This window comes from Aeromonas sp. S2(2024) (genome assembly GCF_041402505.1).
In the GTDB taxonomy this organism is placed as follows: Bacteria; Pseudomonadota; Gammaproteobacteria; order Enterobacterales; family Aeromonadaceae; genus Aeromonas; species Aeromonas media.
Map to the genome: position 1 here is coordinate 1 of NZ_JBGLRL010000016.1, position 16,951 is coordinate 16,951.

13 protein-coding genes are annotated in these 16,951 nt (G+C 61.1%); 6 read left to right on the forward strand and 7 right to left on the reverse strand.

All coding sequences use genetic code 11. The features are described 5' to 3' along the window. Window positions 1-1,088: 1,088 nt before the first annotated feature. From ACB039_RS15365 to ACB039_RS15380, 4 genes are all read right to left on the reverse strand, one after another. Entirely contained in the window at window positions 1,089-2,075 is a 987-nt protein-coding gene (locus ACB039_RS15365) for a YafY family protein (RefSeq protein ID WP_043131274.1), read from the reverse strand. 292 nt (window positions 2,076-2,367) lie between these two features. Then, entirely contained in the window at window positions 2,368-2,754 is a 387-nt protein-coding gene (locus ACB039_RS15370; RefSeq protein WP_005332163.1) for a SirB2 family protein, read from the reverse strand. Beyond that, window positions 2,751-4,607, reverse strand: coding sequence for a glutathione-regulated potassium-efflux system protein KefC (kefC, locus tag ACB039_RS15375; RefSeq protein ID WP_371165978.1), 1,857 nt, complete (start codon window positions 4,605-4,607; stop codon window positions 2,751-2,753). The genes ACB039_RS15370 and kefC overlap by 4 nt, the downstream gene beginning before the upstream one ends. Continuing rightward, window positions 4,607-5,203, reverse strand: coding sequence for an NAD(P)H-dependent oxidoreductase (locus ACB039_RS15380; protein ID WP_042650020.1), 597 nt, complete (start codon window positions 5,201-5,203; stop codon window positions 4,607-4,609). Before ACB039_RS15380 ends, kefC begins: the two co-directional genes overlap by 1 nt. Window positions 5,204-5,462: 259 nt before the next feature. Here ACB039_RS15380 and ACB039_RS15385 point away from each other — a divergent pair, with 259 nt between their 5' ends. From ACB039_RS15385 to ACB039_RS15405, 5 genes are all read left to right on the forward strand, one after another. Continuing rightward, window positions 5,463-5,786 carry a hypothetical protein gene (locus ACB039_RS15385; protein WP_171273046.1) on the forward strand — a complete coding sequence of 108 codons (324 nt, stop codon included), beginning with the start codon at window positions 5,463-5,465 and terminating at the stop codon, window positions 5,784-5,786. A 50-nt stretch (window positions 5,787-5,836) separates the two neighbouring features. Continuing rightward, window positions 5,837-6,268 carry a DUF411 domain-containing protein gene (locus ACB039_RS15390; protein ID WP_005332167.1) on the forward strand — a complete coding sequence of 144 codons (432 nt, stop codon included), beginning with the start codon at window positions 5,837-5,839 and terminating at the stop codon, window positions 6,266-6,268. A gap of 318 nt (window positions 6,269-6,586) precedes the next feature. Further along, window positions 6,587-8,731: a S9 family peptidase gene (locus ACB039_RS15395; RefSeq protein WP_371165979.1), complete on the forward strand. Its 2,145-nt coding sequence runs from the start codon at window positions 6,587-6,589 to the stop codon at window positions 8,729-8,731. 557 nt (window positions 8,732-9,288) lie between these two features. Then, a complete protein-coding gene (locus tag ACB039_RS15400) occupies window positions 9,289-10,260 on the forward strand; it encodes a TAXI family TRAP transporter solute-binding subunit (RefSeq protein WP_042650028.1) in 972 nt (323 codons plus the stop codon). Between the two features lie 98 nt (window positions 10,261-10,358). Beyond that, on the forward strand, window positions 10,359-12,908 hold the full coding sequence (locus tag ACB039_RS15405) for a TRAP transporter permease (RefSeq protein WP_371165980.1): 2,550 nt from the start codon (window positions 10,359-10,361) through the stop codon (window positions 12,906-12,908). A gap of 332 nt (window positions 12,909-13,240) precedes the next feature. Here ACB039_RS15405 and ACB039_RS15410 read toward each other — a convergent pair whose 3' ends face one another. After that, complete coding sequence (locus tag ACB039_RS15410; protein WP_081934535.1) at window positions 13,241-13,393, reverse strand: hypothetical protein; 153 nt, start codon at window positions 13,391-13,393, stop codon at window positions 13,241-13,243. Window positions 13,394-13,565: 172 nt separating this feature from the next. Between ACB039_RS15410 and ACB039_RS15415 the strand changes: the two genes are divergently transcribed. Further along, a complete protein-coding gene (locus ACB039_RS15415; RefSeq protein WP_042650024.1) occupies window positions 13,566-14,192 on the forward strand; it encodes a lysoplasmalogenase in 627 nt (208 codons plus the stop codon). Between the two features lie 56 nt (window positions 14,193-14,248). Here ACB039_RS15415 and ACB039_RS15420 read toward each other — a convergent pair whose 3' ends face one another. Both ACB039_RS15420 and ACB039_RS15425 read right to left on the reverse strand, forming a co-directional pair. After that, window positions 14,249-15,802 carry a DHA2 family efflux MFS transporter permease subunit gene (locus ACB039_RS15420; RefSeq protein ID WP_043131284.1) on the reverse strand — a complete coding sequence of 518 codons (1,554 nt, stop codon included), beginning with the start codon at window positions 15,800-15,802 and terminating at the stop codon, window positions 14,249-14,251. Then, entirely contained in the window at window positions 15,802-16,854 is a 1,053-nt protein-coding gene (locus ACB039_RS15425; protein WP_139750944.1) for an HlyD family secretion protein, read from the reverse strand. The genes ACB039_RS15420 and ACB039_RS15425 overlap by 1 nt, the downstream gene beginning before the upstream one ends. Window positions 16,855-16,951 lie beyond the last annotated feature (97 nt).

Below are 16,951 nucleotides of genomic sequence, written 5' to 3' on the forward strand. Positions count from 1 at the left end.
CTGATGGATTACTACAACTGGCGGCGTCCACATCAACACAATGACGGGATCGCGCCAGCAAAAGCCGAGGATCGGCCTAACCAAGTGTCCGGATTTAGTTGACCACTACAGATATTGGTTTCGATAACTGTGGCCAGGAGTCGTCCACGCGATGCTCCTTATGCCTGCGGGTGAGGTGATTCAGGCAACACTTCGGGACATGGGGTAAGCGCGACCCCAGGATGGGCTGATTCGCTGAAGTGGGTATAAAGAAAAGGGGACGGCGTGTGCCGTCCCCTCAAGTCATCTCGTCCAGTCCCTGAACTGCCATGCTCCCTGCAATCCTTGACTCTATCCTTTCCTTTGGAATTTCCCCTTCCCATTCCATTGGGGTGTCCTGTGGCCATCCTAGCCTGGCAATCACTCCTGATTGCTTCACCCTCTCCATCCTGGAGGTGTCCATTACCACATCCAGTGGTGTTCCTTGCGTCATCCTGACAGATAACCACCCTGGTCATCTCGCTTCATCCTGAAGCTGTTCCTGCCGCTCCTGCGGGGTTCCTGTCATCCTGAAGAGTGACTATCCGTGCCACCCTGCCTCATCCCGAGGTGTCCTTCGACCGCATCCTGCGGTTGTCCTGTCATTCCTTGTGATAACCATCCGGGTTATCAACCTCATCCTGAGGTGTCCTGCCACGTCCTGTGGCTTTTCCTATTTATGCGCTGTTCCTGCATCCTGCCGAACCAGCCATCCTTGTGAGACCCATACTAAGGCAATCGTGGGCAGGAACAAGGCATGAAAGGCCATCAGATAGCGTCGGATGCTGAATAGATATCAACCATTAATCTTAATTTGTCTTTTTTATCAGTGTCTTATTTAGTTTCTCAGGAAAGCATGGGGCTCTCGGGATGGCTTCACGTACGGCTCAACACTGAGGGGTCTTACAGGAGGAATGGCGGATCTCTTACAACCAAAAACAGGGAGGAAAACGATGGTACAGAAGGTTCAATCTGGGATGTAAGAGTTAAAAATTAATTGAATAAATATGTGTGAAAAACAGACAAAAGCCGAGCTCATGCTCGGCTTTTCATCATTCATCCGATTGTGCTCAGCTGACCCGGGTACCCGGTGTCGGATATGCCTTGCGCAGGGACTCCGGTGCCAATACTTCCAGGTTGCCGCTCATGTTGTTCAACCAGGAGCGGAACTCGGGCGTATCCTGGACCTCGGTCTCCACCACCACGCTGCGCTTGTCGTAGCGGGTCATGCGTGGGTTGTGTCCCGGGATCTGCCCATCGATCAGGGTGGGGCAGTTGGCGTCTATGCGCCCGACGAAGCGGATCGGACCGCTGACGTCCTGATAGCCCTGGTCGCGGATCAGCCTCTGGACATTGAAATCCTTCGGCTGGGTGGCGCTGAAGTTGGTCAGTTCCACATTCTTTATGTGATCGAACGGAATGCCGTAGACCTTGGGATCCAGCTCGGACAGGGTGCAGAGCAGGATGGGGCCATCGGGCTGGTTCAGGATCCCGAGCGGATTGATACGGTCATAACAGAGCCACACGGTGCGCTCCTTGATGACGCGCTGGATCTCGGCGCTGAACTTGCGACCACGCCAGAGGGCGTCGCGGATCAGGGTGCTGCGGCGGATCTCCGGGTTGCCGGCAAATGGGCGCGGCGACTGATGCACGCTCTCGAGCCAACGTTCCGCCAGCTCGCTCTGACTGTCCCGGATCACCTGGCTGGCCTTGTCGACCAGAGGATTCAACTCGGTCAATACACTCGCCGGTAGCAGTTGGCTCGCCTGATCACTCCAGGTTTTAAGGGCCACCGCCAGCGAGAGCGGCATGATGTTGGCAAAGTCGTTCAGTCCGTGGCGCTCGAAGCACCAACCGTGAGGTTTGCTGCGCTCATCGGAGGTGAGGTCGAACAGTCCCATGCCGGACATCTCTTCCAGATCCCGTTGCACGGTACGCAGACTGACGTGAATGCCTTCCTCTTCCAGTTTTACCTGGAGCTGGCTGGCGGTCAGCTTGTAAGGGCGGTGCGGGATGCAACGCGCCAAGGTCAGTTGTCGTAACAGCTTCTTACTCATGGTGCATGCCTTCACTGGTTTAGCGTTGAGTGTATCCTAGCCATGACATGCGACAGTCTATGTCGCAAGTTTTGCTGCGACAACTGTCGCCATTTTCATACATATCAAGATAAGAAATTGATAAATATCATAAAAACAAAAATGAAGGGGGTTGTATGGAGCCTTTTTTTGCCAAAATAAAGCGTTCGCTTCTTTTCCCCTATTGTCACGGTCGGGGGGAAATGTGTAGGGAGAATGAGAGGGGGAGGTGGAAAGGGGGTGAGGGACTGAGCCCTCACCGGCAAAGAGGGGATCAGGCCACCCAGGACCAGGCTGACTTGGTGATGGCGGCGCCAATCATGTAACCAAACACCGCCAGCGCCGCCACACCGGCCACCAACTTCTGGCCGCGAGCAGGACGCTTGAGCGCCATGACCCCGAGACCTATGTAGACTACCAGGGCGATCAGCTTGGCCATCAGCCAGGGCTGTTGCCCCGGGCTCATCTGCAGGGTCACCGCCAGCAGCACGCCAAACAGCAGCAGGAAAGTGTCGTTGATATGGGGCAGCACCTTGAGCCACTTCTGTTGCAATCGCCCGCTGCCAGCCAGTGCCAGGCTCCAGCGGTAGATGAACAGCAACAGGCTGACCAGGGCCAGGGTCATGTGCAGGTGTTTGAGCATGGGATAATAGGCAATCATATTGCTTCCTTGTCGTTGTCGGGCAGACCGCTGTTCCAGTTGTGAGCGTGGGTACGCTCCTGTCCTTCCTGATCGTCTTGCAGCAGATCGGAGAGGATCTCGCGGTATTGCAGGCTCTTGTTGATATAGGTGTGTTCATCATCCAGGTAGTTGACCTGTTCCCGCAGCAGCCGGTTGTCATACTGCTTGAACACCTGGCCCGCACGCCAGGCCTGATTGGCCCGAAATCCCAGCTGGGTCAGTGCTTCTACCCCCAGATCCACGGCCGAACCCAGGGTTTCCCGGTGCACGCTGTCGACGCCGTGACGGAGGATCTCGTGAGCATGGGGCCTGTCCTGGGCGCGGGCCAGTATCTTGAGGTGCGGGAAGTGTTTCTTCACCATCTCGATCACCTCGAGAGAGGTGGCCGGATCGTTGATGGAGAGCACCAGCAGCCTGGCCTTGTGGGCGCCAGCGGCATGGAGCAGGTCGAGTCTGCTGGCATCCCCGTAGAATACCTGATAGCCGTACTTGCGCAGCATCTCTATCTGGCTGGCGTCCTGTTCGAGGATGGTGGTGCCGATGCCGTGACCGTGCAGCAGACGTCCGACTATCTGACCGAAGCGGCCAAAACCGGCGATGATGACGGGGTGCTCGACCAGCTCGGGTTGTTCGTGCTCGGGTGTGTCGGCCTGGTTGCGGTAGTCGAACCATGGCTGGATCACCCGATCGTTGAGGATCAGCAAGAGCGGCGTCAGCGCCATGGAGAGCGCCACCACCAGGGTCAGCAGCGAGATGATGTCACTGGGCAGCACCTTGTTCTGGGTGGCGAATGAAAACAGCACAAAGGCGAACTCCCCCCCTTGGGCAAGCGCCAGGGCGAAGGTCCAGCGCTGGCTCGGTGAGATGCGAATGATCAGGCCGAGCACCATCAGGACCCCCCATTTCAAGACCATCAGGCCTACCACCAGGGACGGAATGAGCAGGGGATGGGCGGCAAACAGGCCGAAGTCGATGCCGGCCCCCACCGACATGAAGAACAGGCCGAGCAGCAGTCCCTTGAACGGCTCTATGTCCGCCTCCAGCTCGTGGCGATACTCGCTGTCGGCCAGCACCACCCCGGCGAGGAAGGAGCCCAGGGCGGGGGAGAGCCCCACCGACTCCATCAGCACCGCGATGGCGATCACCAGCAGCAAGGCTGCGGCGACGAAGATCTCCCGCATGTGGGATTGAGCGATGGCACGAAATACCGGCCGCATCAGGTAGTGGCCGCCCAGTACTATGCCGGCGATGGCGGCAACCACCAGCAGACCGTGCTGCCAGCCCGCCAGATCCGGATTGCCGTTGCTGGCTACCGGCGCGATGGCGAGCAGCGGCAGGATAGCCAGGATGGGGATGACGGCGATGTCCTGGAACAGCAGCACAGCGAAGGCGGAACGGCCGCTCTCGCTCTGCATCAGTTTACGTTCCTGCAGGCTCTGCAGCACGATAGCGGTGGAGGAGAGTGCCAGAATGAGGCCGATGGCGAGCCCCTGTTGCCAGGGCAGGCCGATGAGATAGCCCACCCCGGTCAGGGCGGCGGTGGTGAGCAGTACCTGCAGGCCACCTGTCCCCAGGATGGGGCCCTTCAACTGCCACAGCAGGGCGGGACGCAGCTCCAGCCCGACCAGGAACAGCATCAGCACTACCCCGAACTCGGCGAAGTGCATCACATCCTTCTGCTCCCCCACCAGCCCCAGCAGGAAGGGACCTATGATGATGCCCGCCAGCAGATAACCGAGCACGGACCCCAACCCCCAGCGCTTGGCCAGCGGCACGGCGATCACCGCCGCCGAGAGGTAGATCAAGGCGTCAAACAGCAAGCCATGTCCCATCAGAGCACCTCCAGCAGATCGCGCAGATAAGGGCTCGCACCCAGCTGGGCCGGGGTCAGTTGTTCATCGCGCAGGGCGCAGAGCAGTTGACGATAGTCCTGGCCGCAGCGGTGCAGGGCCTGAGGATCCTTGAGCTTGTGGAAGGAGTGCAGTACGAAGGGAGGCAGCCAGTGCATGCCGCAGAGCTGCGCCGTCTGCTGGAACGGCAGCAGGAAGTCGAGCAGGGGCCGCTGGTTGTAACCCGCGCTGCAATAAGATTCGGGGGCGCCCCCGGTGGTGATGGCGGAGAGCCACTGCTTGCCGGCCAGGGCATGAGCCTCCGGGCCGTAGGCATAGCCATATTCCAACACCAGGTCCATCCACTCCTTCATGATGGCGGGGCAGGAGTACCAGTAGAAGGGGTGCTGGAAGACGATGAGATCGTGCTCCGCCAGCAGTGCCTGCTCGCGCTTCACGTCTATATACATGTCCGGGTACTGCTGATAGAGGTCGTGCAGGGTGACCCCCTCCAGGCCGTCGATGGCCTGCAGCAGTTGCCGGTTGGCCCGGGAGCTCTGCAGCGCCGGGTGCGAGAAAATAACCAGAATGCGTTTCATGGGGTCATAACCTGAGCGGGACTCGTGTCGGCGAATAAGATGCATCGAATGGCGACGTTATCAAGAAGCGCCCTGAGCCGCCAGTGGTGGACGAGAAGGCCTTGGTAGTACGCACCTCTCTTGGCGCCACGCTGTCAGGGGGAGTGTGCCATGGCCTTCGGCCCATCTCACCCTCTTTTGATCTCCCTCAGGTGGCAGGCTTGACCCTCCCCCGGGGCCAGGGGTTACCATAGGCCTCCTTTGATTACTGAGTCATGTCATGGTTTTTACCCGTCGCCAACTCGCTCACGCCCGTCGCTGGCTCCCCCTGTGGAGTCTGGTGCTGGTGTTGATGTCGTTTGGCAGCCGGGCCGCGACCGATCTTTGTACCCTGACGCCCCACTGCAGTCAGAGCGAGCGCACTCTGGAGAAGGCCATGCCCTGTGGCAGCTTCACGTCGGCCCTCGCCATGACGGTGCTGACCGGCGACAGCCTGACGGTGGCCATGCTGGAACCTGACTCCCCGGATTACCTCTCCCCTTCTCTCTATGTGCCGGATGCCCCGAGGGCACGGCTGGAGCGTCCCCCTCGCACACTCGGTTGAGTCGATTTGTCCCCTGTTCATTGGGTATTTCTTCTTATCTGAGGTGAGTTATGTACAAGTCCCTGTTACTGGCCCTGCTGGCCGGTACCATCAGTTTCTCTGCCCTGGCAACGGAGCAGATGACCGTCTACAAATCCAAGTACTGCGGCTGCTGCGAGACCTGGGTCAAGCACATGGAAGATAACGGCTTCGAGGTCAAGGTCGTGGAAACCGAGCAGCTCGATCCCATCAAGCAGCAGCATGGCATCACCCCGCAACTGGCCTCCTGCCACACCGGGGTGGTGAATGGTTATGTGGTGGAGGGACATGTGCCCGCTGCCGACGTGCAGAAGATGCTCAAGGAAAAACCGGCGATCCGTGGCCTGACCATTCCGGGCATGCCCCAGAGTGCGCCGGGCATGGACATCCCCGGTCAGCCCTATCAGGTGCTGAGCATCAGTGAGGAGGGCGCGACCACCGTCTGGTCGAGCTATTCCGGCTGACGAACACTGGTCATGAGTCGGCACAACTCCATCATGTGAGGCACACCTGAGCGAACCCGTGTCGTTCATGACCAGAGCTGGAGGGCCACCCTTGTGAGAGGGTGGCCCTTTTTCATGGTTTCGTGCCGAATGTCAGGGGATCACTTGCAACCCAGGGCGACAAGGGGCAGATTGATCGCCACTTTATTTTCTCAGGGGCGATGTTCCGGTTTGCCAGCCTTGATTCCGCACCGGCGGAGCGAGCGGCGGCGGCTTGATCGTCAATTCATGGCGCTCCCCGCGAGCCAGCCTGCCCTGTTACAGCGCAAAGGATGCGACATGTTCATCTTTCCCCGAGGGTTGCTGCTGCTGGCTTGTCTGGTTGCCGTGCCCTGTACCCATGCCAATGAAGAGTCCGTCATGCCGACAAGCGAAACCCCCATCCTGCCCCCTGTGGCCGCCAAGCATCCCCATACCCTGAAAAAGCACGGGGACGTCCGGATCGACAACTACTACTGGCTGCGTGACGACGAGCGGCAGAAGCCCGAGGTGCTGGACTATCTCAAGGCCGAGAACGCTTACACCGAGGCCATGCTCAAGCCGGTCCAGCCGTTGCGTGACCAGCTCTACAAGGAGATGGTGGCCCGCATCCCCCAGCAGGACGAGTCGGTGCCCTATGTGAAGAATGGCTACCGCTATCAGACCCGTTATGAGCCGGGTAAGGAGTACGCCATCTACTCCCGCAGCAAGGTGGAGGGCCAGCAGGCGTCGAACCTGATGCTGGACAGCAACCAGCGCGCCGAAGGTCACGAGTTCTATTCGCTGGGGGCCCTGGAGGTGAGCCGCAACAACCGCTGGCTGGCGGTGGCGGAAGACTTCCTCTCCCGCCGTCAGTACCAGATCCAGTTCCTCGATCTGGAGAGCGGCGCCTGGGCTGCCGACAAGCTCGAGAACACCTCGGGCAACCTGGTGTGGGCCAACGACAGCAAGACGGTGTTCTATGTGCGCAAGCACCCCAAGACCCTGCTGCCCTATCAGGTCTATCGCCACGAGCTGGGCAGCGATCCCGCGAAGGACAAGCTGGTCTACGAGGAGAAGGATGACTCCTTCTATGTGAGCCTCTACGCCACCACCTCGGAAGACTTCATCGTCATCGCCCTCTCCAGCACCACCACCAGCGAGGCGCGTCTCATCGATGCCAACACGCCGGTCCAGGCGCCGCGGCTGTTCCTGCCCCGTCAGGTGGATCACGAATACAGCCTGGATCACTACCGCGGCCGCTTCTATGTGCGCTCCAACAAGGACGGCAAGAACTTCGGCCTCTACGAGACCAGGGAGAGCCCGGTGGATCGCTGGAAGGCGGTGATCGCCCCCAATCCGGACGTGCTGCTGGAGAGCTATGCCCTGTTCAGGGACTGGCTGGTGCTGGAGGAGCGCAGCAAGGGGCTGACCCGGCTGCGCCAGCTCAACTGGCAGAGCGGCGAGCAGAAAGAGATCGCCTTCGACGATCCCGCCTATGTCACCTGGCTCGCCTACAACCCGGAGCCGGACACCAGCGCCCTGCGCTATGGCTACTCCTCCATGACCACGCCCTCATCCACCTATGAACTGAACATGGACAGCGGCAAGCGCACCCTGCTCAAGCAGCAGCCGGTGGCGGGCTTCAAGGCGGATCAGTATGCCAGCGAGCGAGTCTGGGTGACCGCCCGCGACGGTGTGGACGTGCCGGTGTCGCTGGTCTATCGCAAGGATCTGTTCAAGAAGGAGGGCAAGAACCCGCTGCTGGTCTATGGCTACGGTTCCTACGGCGCCAGCATGGATCCCGACTTCAGCAGCTCACGCCTGAGCCTGCTGGACAGAGGCTTCGTCTATGCCATCGCCCACATCCGGGGTGGCGAGGAGCTGGGGCGTCCCTGGTATGAAGATGGCAAACTGCTGAAGAAACAGAATACCTTCCACGACTTCATCGACGTGACCGAGGCACTGGTGGCCCAGGGTTATGGCGCCAGGGATCAGGTCTACGCCATGGGCGGCAGCGCCGGCGGCCTGCTGATGGGGGCCGTCATCAATCAGGCACCCCAGCTCTATCGCGGTGTGGTCGCCCAGGTACCCTTCGTCGACGTGGTCACCACCATGCTGGACGAGTCCATTCCCCTTACTACCGGGGAGTACGACGAATGGGGCAACCCGAACCAGAAGCGCTACTACGACTACATGAAGAGCTACAGCCCCTACGATCAGGTCAAGGCGCAAGCCTACCCCAACCTGCTGGTCACCACCGGGCTGCACGACTCCCAGGTGCAGTATTGGGAGCCCGCCAAATGGGTTGCCAAGTTGCGTGAGCTGAAGACGGATAACAACCAGCTGTTGCTGAGCACCGACATGGACGCCGGCCACGGCGGCAAGTCGGGACGCTTCAAGGCTTATGAGGACATCGCCCTGGAATTCGCCTTTATCCTGGAGCTGGCCGGTAGCAAGGCGTGATCGTCAGGGGTAGATGAAAACGAGTTGTAACAGAACCCCGGTCAAGCCGTCGGTGACGACGGTCGATCGGGGTTCCTGCATCTTGGCGATATCGCCGTCATCAAGATGGTATTCATGCTGGATATGGCCGTTATTTCGATATAACGAACCAAGATGCTAGCCCTTGCCAGCAAAGGGTTACAAAAGACTCTGACTGCTTTTTTATTGCTTCCATTCACCGGCTCATGTAATTAATCTTCGGCAGAGAAATAAATGATCCGCTTCAAAATTCTCGCTATTTAAATCCGCCATTTTGCTGTTTTGTTTGATTTATGTTGGCGCTATGTGCTTAATCAGGGGCGTTAAATCTTTTGAGCTGACCAGGTTGTGGTCAGATCACCTCCGATCGGCATGACGCTGATTATCTCACCGCAGGATGATGGTGGCTTATGGAAGGGCGTTCGCCGCTCGACCATTTCCTCGTACGAGGCTGTATAGGCAGACCCAGTCTTGATGCGGGTCCGTCTCATATTCACCCGGGAATCGGGTGAGATAAATCAATGAAAAGGATGAAGAACATGAAAGGATTATCCTTGGCGTGCGCCCTGTCGGCTGCCCTGGTCGGTGCTACTTTCGGTGGTCCGCTGCAAGCGCAGGAGCGCTTCGTGACCATAGGCACCGGTGGTCAGACCGGCGTCTACTACGTGGCGGGCCAGTCCATTTGTCGTTTCCTCAATCGCGGCGCCGCCGATCACCAGATCAAGTGCAACGCGCCGGCCAGTGGCGGTGGCGTGGCCAACGTCAACGGCATCCGCAGCGGTGAGTTCAACTTCGGCATCATGCAGTCCGACCACCAGTACAAGGCGATGAAGGGGCTGCCGCCCTTCCAGGCCGAGGGGGCCATGGATGACATCCGCGCCGTCTTCTCCCTGCAGAGCGAAGTGTTCACCATTCTCGCCCGCCGCGACGCCAAGATCGCCGGCTTCGATGACCTGAAGGGCAAACGCGTCAACATCGGCAACCCGGGCTCCGGCCAGCGTGACACCATGGAAGAGATCATGGCGGTCAAGGGCTGGAAGAAGAGCGACTTCGGCCTGGTCTCCGAGCTGAAGCCGGCCGAGCAGGCCTCCGCTCTGGGTGACAACAACATCGACGCCATGAGCTACTTCGTCGGTCACCCGAACGGTGCCATCCAGGAAGCGTCCACCACCACGGATGCCGTACTGGTGCCCGTGACCGGTGCCGACATCGACAAGCTGCTGGCCGAGAAGAGCTACTACACCAAGGCCGAGATCCCGGGTGGCATCTACAAGGGCAGCGACAAGCCGACCCCGTCCATCGGTGGCAAGGCGGTGCTCTCCACCAGTGCCAAGGCCGATCCGGAAGTGGTCTACCAGCTGGTGAAGTCGGTGTTCGACAATCTGGACCGCTTCAAGCGTCTGCATCCGGCCTTTGCCGACCTGAAAGAGGCCGACATGATCAAGGTGGGTCTCTCCGCGCCCCTGCATGAAGGTGCCGTACGCTACTACAAAGAGCGTGGCTGGCTCTGATTGAAGGCCTGCCGGCCTTCCATCGTTCTCTTCGACACCCGCCTGCCACACCGGCAGCGGGTGTCGTGTCGTTGTACTCGCAGGCAAAAGTTAACCCTATGCAAGAAAAACAACTCTCTACCGAGGAACTGATCGCCCAGGATGTGGGCGCTCGGCTACCGCTGGGTCTCATGGGCTGGCTGATCACCGGGCTGGCGCTAGCCTGGTCTCTGTTCCAGCTCTGGATCGCCTCGCCGCTCCCCTTCATTTTCGGGGTCGGCGTACTCAATGACACCGAAACCCGTGCCATTCACCTGACCTTCGCCCTGCTGCTGGCCTATCTGGTGTTTCCGGCCTTCCGGCGTTCCCCCAGAGACAGGGTACCGCTCGGCGACATCGCTTTCGGTCTGATTGCCGCCAGTGCGGCCGCTTATCTGTTCGTCATGTATGAGGCCCTGGCCCAGCGTCCCGGCAACCTCACCACCGCCGATCTGGTCACCGCCTGCATCGGCATCCCGCTGCTGCTGGAGGCGGCTCGCCGCGCCCTGGGCCCGGCCCTGGCGGTGATCGCCCTGGTGTTTCTCGCCTACAGCCTGGCTGGCCCCTGGATGCCGGGGCTGCTGGCTCACCGCGGGGTGAGCTTCACCGCGTTGGCGAACCACCAGTGGATCACCACCGAGGGGGTGTTCGGCATCGCCCTAGGGGTCTCCACCAGTTTCGTGTTCCTGTTCGTGCTGTTCGGCGCCCTGCTGGAACGGGCCGGTGCCGGGCACTACTTTATCCAGCTGGCCTTCAGCCTGCTCGGTCACCTGCGTGGTGGCCCTGCCAAGGCGGCCGTGGTGGCCTCGGCCCTGACCGGCGTCATCTCCGGCTCCTCCATCGCCAACGTGGTCACCACGGGCACCTTCACCATTCCCATGATGAAGCGGGTCGGTTTCTCCAAGGAGAAGGCGGGGGCGGTCGAGGTGGCCTCTTCGGTCAACGGCCAGATCATGCCCCCCGTGATGGGGGCAGCGGCCTTCCTGATGGTGGAGTACGTGGGCATTCCCTACGTGGAGATCATCAAGCACGCCTTCCTGCCGGCGGCCATCTCCTATATCGCGCTGCTCTACATCGTCCATCTGGAAGCGCTCAAGCTCGGCATGGAGCCCATCGGCGGCCATCAACCCAAGCCTTGGCTGCGTCGCCTGACTGGCTTCGCCTTCGGTGCCACCCTCATCAGCGGCCTGTCGATGGCTGTCTACTACGGCTTGGGCTGGCTCAAGCCGGCGCTGGGAGACTATGCCCTGCCCGGGATCGCCCTGCTGCTGGCGGCCGTCTATCTGGGCCTGCTGAAGATAGCGGCCAGCAATGCGCCGCTGCCCGCCGAGGATCCGGGCCAGCCGCTGACCGAGCTGCCCAATACCCGTGCCGTGCTGCTCTCCGGCCTGCACTTCCTGCTGCCGGTGGTGGTACTGGTATGGTGCCTGATGGTGGAGCGCCTCTCGCCCGGGCTGTCGGCCTTCTGGGGCACCGTCATGCTGGTGATCATCCTGCTGACCCAGCGGCCGCTGCTGAACTGGCTGCGCACCGACGGCAAGCATGACTACGGCTCGACCCGTGATGGTCTGGTGGACTTGAAGGAAGGTCTGGTGGCCGGTGCCCGCAACATGATCGGCATCGGTATCGCCACCGCCACCGCCGGCATCATAGTCGGTGCCGTCTCCCAGACCGGGGTCGGCCTGGTGCTGGCGGATCTGGTAGAGATGCTCTCCATGGGCAACCTGCTGCTGATGCTGCTCCTTACCGCCCTGCTGAGCCTGATCCTCGGCATGGGGCTGCCCACCACCGCCAATTACATCGTGGTGTCCAGCCTGCTGGCCCCCGTGGTGGTGACGCTCGGGCAGCAGAACGGCCTCATCGTGCCGCTCATCGCGGTCCATCTGTTCGTGTTCTATTTCGGCATCATGGCGGATGTGACCCCGCCGGTGGGACTGGCTTCGTTCGCGGCGGCCGCCGTCTCCAAGGGGGATCCCATCAAGACCGGGATCACCGCCTTCTACTACAGCCTGCGCACCGCGGCGCTGCCGTTCCTGTTCATCTTCAACACCGATCTGCTGCTGATCGACGTGGACTTCGCCCACGGCGTGCTGATCTTCGTGGTGGCCACCGTCGCCATGCTGATCTTCGCCGCCGCCACCCAGGGCTGGTTCCTGGTGAAGAGTCGCTGGTACGAAAACGTGCTGCTGCTGCTGGTGGCCTTCACCCTGTTCCGTCCCGGTTTCTGGATGGATATGGTGCACGATCCCTATCGTGAGACGCCGCCGGCCCAACTGGCCCAGACCCTGGGCGAGGTGGAAGCGGAGAGTACGCTGCGACTGCGGATCCAGGGGGAGGATGCGGTGGGCAAGCTGCGTCAGTCCACCGTGCTGCTGGCGGTACCTGCCGGAGCCAATGGGGAAGAGAAATTGGCCAGTCTGGGGCTGACCCTGTACGAGCAGGATGGCAAGACCCTGATCGACAACGTTACCTTCGGCAGTCCGGCGGCGGCGGCCGGCATGGAGTTTGACCAGGAGATCCTTGTCGTCAAGGCCCCAACCGAACGCTGGCACAAGGAGCTGATGTGGTTGCCTGGCTTCCTGCTGTTCGGGGTCGTGGTCTGGCTGCAACGCCGGCGGGCCACTCGCTGATAACTCCTCATCCAATAAAAACGGCGCCTTCGGGCGCCGTTTTCAATACCGTGGGCATGATGCCAGGAGGGTTAGTGTGACTGGGTCTGTTTCTGCAGCAGGATCAGGCTCTGCTGTTCTTGCTGACTCAGACCAGGCTGCTCACAGGCTTGTTCGAAGCTGACCCCCGGATGGCACATCATGATGTCCATACCGGGCGGATTAGTTTGATTGAGTCTGTTTCTGCAGCAGGATCAGGCTCTGCTGTTCTTGCTGACTCAGACCAAGCTGCTCACAGGCTTGTTCGACGCTGCCCCCCCGGATGGCACATCATGATGTCCATACCGGGCGGATTAGTTTGATTGAGTCTGTTTCTGCAGCAGGATCAGGCTCTGCTGTTCTTGCTGACTCAGACCAAGCTGCTCACAGGCTTGTTCGAAGCTGATCCCCAGATGGCACATCATGATATCGATGGCGGGCAGGTAGTTGGTCATTGCGTCTTCCATGGTGATCCTCCAGAGCTGTCTCTTATGCCCGAGCCGCGAGCAGGGGGCAATTAGACTTTAGGTGTAGGGTGTCATCTGCTTCGCCCCCTGCCACTGGGCGGGGGAATTTGCTACTCTTGCGTGCACTAAAGAGGTTGCCGTGTGAGTGCGAGCAATCGGTGAGGAGCAGGGCATGTTATTGAGTTTCTTGATCATCGCATCTGGCTGGTGGCACATCCGCGCGGCTTATGGCTCAGACTCCCGTCAGTTTTACATCAGCAAGCCGCTGACCATGCTGTTCATCATCGCATTGGCATTCGGTTACCAGAGTGACGATCACAACGGCTCCCATGCCTGGATCCTGCTCGGCCTCTGCCTGTCGCTGGCCGGTGACGTGCTGCTGATGCTGCCAAGGGATCGCTTCATTCAGGGGTTGGCGGCATTTTTTGTCGCCCACCTCTGCTACATCGTCGGCTTTGCCCAGGGCCCTCTGGTGCTGAAGCTGATCGACGGCCTGCTGCTGTTGCTGGTGGCCGGCATGGTGTTCGGCTTGTTGTGGGGCAGGCTCGGCGAGATGAAGATCCCCGTCTTCTGCTACATGCTGGTGATCATCGCCATGGCCTGGGTGGCCGCCGGGGCCTGGCACGCCTCCCTCACCGCGGGCAGTGCCGCCGCCCTGGTGGGGGCACTGATGTTCCTCTTCTCCGACAGCATGCTGGCCCTCGATCGCTTCCGCCGCCCCTTCCCCCATGCCACGGCCTGGATCATGAGCAGCTACTTCGCCGCCCAGTTCCTGATCGCCGCCTCTCTCGCGGGATAAGCAGGCTTCGTCGACCATAAAGAAACGGGCCGCTCGGCCCGTTTCTGGTTTCTGGATTACGCCTCCAGCGGTTCTGCATCCGCCGCCCTGGGGGCCGGTTGCCTGAGCAGCAGCATCAGGGCGCTGGCGATGAGCAGGAAGATGCCCATCACGTAGAACACCTGGTTGTAGGCCATGATGGCGGCCTCCCGGTTGATGGTGTTCGACAGCATGGCCTGGGCCTGCTGCTGCGCCAGCGCCGGATCCGAGCCTTGCGCCATCATGGTCTGGGCCAGCTGCAACAGGTAGCTCTGCCCCTCGATGCTGGTGGCGGCCAGGGTGCTGCCGATCTGACTGGCATGGATGCGGGTGTCGTTGTCGATCAGGGTGGCGATGATGGCGATGCCGAAGGCACCCCCGAGGTTGCGCAGCACGTTGAGCAGGGTGGAGGAGGAGGGGATCTCCTCCGGGGTCAGGCTGGCGGTCGCCACCAGGGAGAGGGGCACCATGATGAAGGGCTGGCCCAAGGCCCGCACGATCAGCGACTGGATCAGCTGGGGACCGGCGTAGTCGGCGCTCATGTTGACATTCATGAAGCAGCTGATGGCAAACACCAGGAAGCCGAAGCTCACCAGGTAGCGTGGATCTATCCGGGTGACCAGCCTGGGCACCAGGGGCAGCACCAGCAACTGGGGCAGGCCCATCCACATCAGCACCTCACCTATCTCAAGGGCGTTGTAGTTGTGGATCTGCGCCATGTAGAGCGGCAGCACATAGATGGACCCCATCAGCGCCATGCCGAGCACCAGGTAGGCGAAGCAGGCCAGGGCGAAGCGCGGGCTGTGCAGCAGCCGCAGATTGACCAGGGGGTGGCGGCGCAGCAACTGGCTGATGACGAAGAACACCAGAGCCACCACAGAGATGACGGTGAGCCGCACTATGAAGCTCGAGCCGAACCAGTCCTCCCGATTGCCCTCCTCCAGCACCACCTCCAGCAGACCCAGCCCCACCGCCATGGTGAGGATGCCGACCAGATCCACCCGTTTTATCACCTCCCAGTCCACCGGCTTCCTGTCCAGACCGTGGGCCAGCATGGCCATCACCAGCAGGCCGGGGGGCACGTTCAGGTAGAAGATATAGTGCCAGGAGAGCTGCTCCGTCAGCCAGCCACCCAGGGTCGGGCCTATGGCGGGGGCGAAGGTGGCGCACAGGCCGAACAGCGCCATGCCGGTGGCCCGCTTGTGCAGTGGCAACAGGCTGACGATGAGGGAGAAGGCCATGGGGATCAGCGCCCCGCCGGTGAAGCCCTGCAGCGCCCGGAAGACGATCATGCTGGTGAGGTTCCAGCTGAACGAGCAGAGCACGGAGGCGACGATGAAGGCCCCCGTGGTCCACAGCAGGTAGCGGCGCACGCTCAGTCCCCGGCTCAGCCAGCCACTGAGGGGGATGGCGATCATCTCCGCCACCAGGTAGGAGGTGGAGATCCAGGAGCTCTCGCTCAGGGTGGCCGACAGGGCGCCCTGAATGTCCTTCAGGGAGGCGTTGGTGATCTGGATGTCGAGGATGGCCATGAAGGCGCCGATGAGGCCCCCCATGACCGCGATCCAGTTGCGACGTGGAATGGGTTCCATCAGTGGGCGGCGACCACGGGCTCAGGGGTACGGGTGTCGACGATCACCTCGGTGGAGAGACCCGGCAGCAGCTTGCCTGCCAGTGCACCCGGCTCGGGGATGCGGATCTTGACCGGCACCCGTTGCACTATCTTGGTGAAGTTGCCGGTGGCGTTCTCCGGCGGCAGCAGGGCGAACTTGGCGCCGGTGGCGGGGGCCAGGCTGTCGATGATCCCCTCGACCGGCTGATCCGGATAGGCATCCAGGATCACCTCCACGCGCTGGCCCGGTTGCATGTGCTGCAACTGGGTCTCCTTGAAATTCGCCTCGACCCACACCTGTTGCAGCGGCACCAGGCTGGCCACCTGCATGCCGGACTGCACATAGAGTCCTTCCCGCAGGCTGCGCTTGCCGATGATGCCGTCGGCCGGTGCCCGCAGCTCTGTGTAGCCGAGTTCCAGTCTGGCCTGTTCGAGCTGGGCTTCACTCAGTGCCAGCCTGGCCTGGTTCTGCTTGGCTTCGGCGTCCAGCACCAGCAGCCGCTCACGGGCGGCCTGCAGGGCGGCTCTGGCCTCCTGCTCCTGGGCCTGAGTGACCTGCAAACCGGCGCGCACCTCGTCCAGGCTGTCCTGGGAGCTGTAGTTGCGCTGATTGAGCTGACTGACCCGGCGCACCTGCTGCTGGGCCCGCACCTGCTCGGCATTGGCCGAGGCGACCCTGGCTTCGGCCTGACGGATCAGGCTCAGTTGCTGGGTGCGGGTGGCGGCCAGGTTCTCCGCCGTCGCCTGATTGAGGTGCAGATCGGCCTCGGCCTCGAGCACCCGGGTTCTGTACTCCCTGTCATCCAGCCTGGCGATGAGCTGGCCGGCCTTGACCTCCTGGTTGTCGGTCACCAGCACCTCGCCGATGTAGCCGGGCAGCTTGGAGCCGATACCGGTCACCTCGCTCTGCAGATAGGCGTTGTCGGTGCTCTCGAAATGGCGGCCGTGCAGATACCAGTAAGCGGCAAACAACATGCCGAGCAGGGCCAGCAGCAGGGCTGCCAGCAGGGGGATCTTCTTGCGTTGACTCATGATATGGGTTTTTCCTGAACTGTGGCGGGCAGGCTAACATCGTGTCACTGTTTCGATTAGTATCCATTCATGAGATATACAGTTTCACTGGTGAGAC